Source organism: Paenibacillus sp. P3E, assembly GCF_001909045.1.
GTDB classification, from domain to species: domain Bacteria; phylum Bacillota; class Bacilli; order Paenibacillales; family Paenibacillaceae; genus Paenibacillus_AQ; species Paenibacillus_AQ helianthi.
Genome location: NZ_LVWH01000069.1, coordinates 1 through 3,346 on the forward strand (window position 1 = coordinate 1; position 3,346 = coordinate 3,346).

General features: G+C 49.0%; 1 protein-coding gene. It reads right to left on the reverse strand.

The annotated features are described in order from the left end of the window. Positions 1-158: 158 nt before the first annotated feature. Positions 159-3,281: a beta-galactosidase, LacZ type gene (gene lacZ / locus A3842_RS07680; protein WP_074100974.1), complete on the reverse strand. Its 3,123-nt coding sequence runs from the start codon at positions 3,279-3,281 to the stop codon at positions 159-161. Between the last annotated feature and the right edge of the window lie 65 nt (positions 3,282-3,346).

The window sequence follows — 3,346 nt, forward strand, 5'->3', positions numbered from 1 at the left end:
CAGTAATTGGATTACCTGTTTTATTAAATTTATTATTTGTGGTGAAATTGCACCTCTGCATTTGCACAAAAGGTTAATCCACAGAACCGATAAAAGGCGCGTTTCCCCTCATTATAAAGGGAAACACGCCTTTTTCATTTTCATGAATCTCTTAGTGATTAAAGAACAGACAGTGTGAAGCGGAAGCTGTAAGGACGGTTGGCCGGCAGGGTGAACTCATCGTGCGTTGGAGCACCCCAGCTGTCATCTCCGCCGACACCCATTTGTTTGTAATTGACTCGCAGTACGCTTTTGGTGGAAGGAGCCAATTTGTAGGTATGATCGCTGGCTTCCAGCTCTTCAGGTGTCCAAGGGAGCGCATTGATTTCCATCGGCAAGGTGCTCTCCACATGAAATCCGTTGCCGGTTGCACTCTCAGTAAGGGAAGCAAAGCGAACTCCAGTTTTGTTGCCGCACTCCTGTGGTTTGAGGTAATTAACGAACTGATCTTTTACCTTCCCTGTGTAACGTCCTAGCTTGGCACCTGTCTGACGGTCCCAATAGTTCTCATGCGGGCCTTTGCCGTACCAGGAGATCGTATCCAGCTCCCCGTCCAGTTCAAAGAGCAATCCGAATTCGGGGATTTCCGGCAATGTATCGCTTCCTGGATTCAGCTCCTGTGAAATATCCACCGTTCCGTCCGGTGTAATCTTATATTGCAGCAGCAAGGTGGAAGCGGGCTCAGTACCCAGCAGGTAGTTCACTGTCACTGTGCAAAGACTATCATCTGCAGAATAAGAGAAGCCGGTAAGTGTTCTGTTATAAGAGACATCCTTCCATACCGCACAGCGTTTATCGAGTCCGTTACCCAGATCGTTGTCCGTCACCGCTCTCCAGAAATTCGGTCTTACCGGTGCAAGCAAGCGTTCTTTGCCGGAAGAAGTATAAGAGAACAGGTCACCTGTTGTAGTATTGAAGGCTAGAGCAAAGCTATCTCCCTGAACGGTAAGCTGATCCGTCGGCTCCGTGATGCGCAAGGTACTTCCAGCAGTGGAAGTATACACAGAGGGGCTTACTTCGACATGCGGCGACAATATAAATTGTTCCCAGGCAACCTCATGTCCTGCTTCAGACCATGCTGTAGCGGCAGGCTGCGTGAAGGACAGAGTCAATACTGCTTCTTGATCGTTCACAAATGTGCTCTGGTCGTAAGGAATGGTGCATTCAGCCGTTCTCCCTGGTTCAGCAGAGACCTGCATTACACCTTCCTGAACAACTGCACCACCCAAGGCTACTGTCCATTTCAACTCATACTCAGCGATGTTCGTAAACAGGTAGTTGTTGCGGATTTCAAAACGGCCTTGAGCCAGATCGGCAGCGGTTATTTTCAAATTCTGATAGCACTTCTTAACCTCAAGCAGTTTAGGTGTAACGGTACGGTCAGCGAAGAGCAGCCCATTGCCGCTGAAATTACCGTCATGAGGCGTTTCTCCAAAATCTCCACCATAGGCCAGATAGGAAGTGCCTTCGGCTGTAGTCGTGCGGATAGCCTGATCAACCCAATCCCAGATGAATCCGCCCTGAATGATATCATATTGATCGAACAGCTCTGTGTATAAATGCAGACCTCCGCATGAGTTGCCCATCGCATGGCTGTATTCGCAGAGGATGTAAGGCTTTTTCGGATCATTCTTCGCATATTCCACAACTTCCCGCGGCTTGATGTACATTGTGGATTCAATATCGCTTGCCGCGTCCGACGGCCGGTAATGGAAGATGCCTTCATAATGAACGATCCGGCTCGGATCCGCTTCACGCAGATAATCATGCATCGCGATAAAGTTATCGCCTCCGAAGGACTCATTGCCAAGCGACCAGATGATCACGGATGGATGGTTCTTGTCTCTTTGCATCATGGAATTGCAGCGGTCAAGTACATTGGCACGCCATTCGGGTCTGCTGGCAGGAACGTTGCCGTCATTCAGCTCTTTTTGACCATATTGCCAGGAACCGTGCGTCTCCAGGTTTGTCTCATCGATTACGTAGAGTCCATATTCATCACACAGCTCATACCAGAGCGACTGATTCGGATAATGCGAGGTTCGAACGGCGTTGATATTATGAGCCTTCATCAGCTCAATATCACGAATCATATCTTCTTTGCCGAGTGCGCGTCCGGTCTCACAGGAGAACTCATGGCGGTTCGTACCCTTGAAGACGATCCGTTGTCCGTTAATCTTCATCAGGCCGTCCTTAATTTCGAAGGTGCGGAAGCCAACCTTAGTGCTGACCGCTTCCTGCAATACACCCTGTTCATTCTTTAAAGAAAGGACAAGAGTATATAGATTCGGCTTTTCAGCGCTCCATTTATCAGGTCCGACTACTGCAGCCCCGAGCTTCAGCTGCTGCAATTCACCATCGCCAAAGGAAACGCCTGCAGATACAGGAGCGGCCCACACGTTCTTGCCAGCACCGTCATACAGCTGGATTTCAACCGTACAGGTGCCTGCTTCCGTATTAAAATAATTCTCCACCTTCACATCCACGCTGAGTTCCGCATTGGTGTACTGCTCATCCAAGTCGGTGTGCACGAAGAAGTCGGCAATGTGTACAGGAGGGGCCGTATACAGATAGACATCACGGAAAATACCGCTGAGCCGCCAGAAATCCTGATCCTCCAGCCAGCTGGCATCACACCAGCGGTAGACTTCAACCGCCAGCGTATTCTCCCCTTCTTGCAGGTAGGCCGTAATATCGTATTCGGAAGGTGTAAAGGTATCTTCCCCATAACCTGCGAGCTCACCATTCACCCATACATAAAAAGCAGACTCAACGCCCTGGAAGCTGATATACACCGGCTGGCCCGCCCAATCCTCCGGCACTGTAAAGGTACGGATGTAGGAGCCTACAGGATTGTACTTCGTTGGGGCAAAAGGAGGCTTCAAATCCGGCTCGGATACCACCCACGGATAACGGACATTCGTATATTGAGGGTAGTCATAACCCTGAAACTGCCAATGGGAAGGGACGGGAATTTCGGCCCAGCTGCTGCTGTCATAATCTGTTGAATAAAAGTCTTTGATGCGCTTCTCAGGTGTCTCTGCAAAAGCAAACTTCCAGTTTCCGTTCAGCAGGTGATAATTAGGTGAAGCTGCCCGTTCACCCTTGAGCGCCTCGGAGATACTTGGATATGAGATCATGGAAGCATGCGCATCCAGGCGGTTCAGCTGAAAAATCTCCGGGTTGTTATTCCATTCCGGGTATCCATTTGCAGGGGGCTCATAGGTAAATTTGTTGCGCACATTAACATCTCCTTATATTATTATATTCATATTATAAAATGCCAACACTTCAAGATATATAAAAG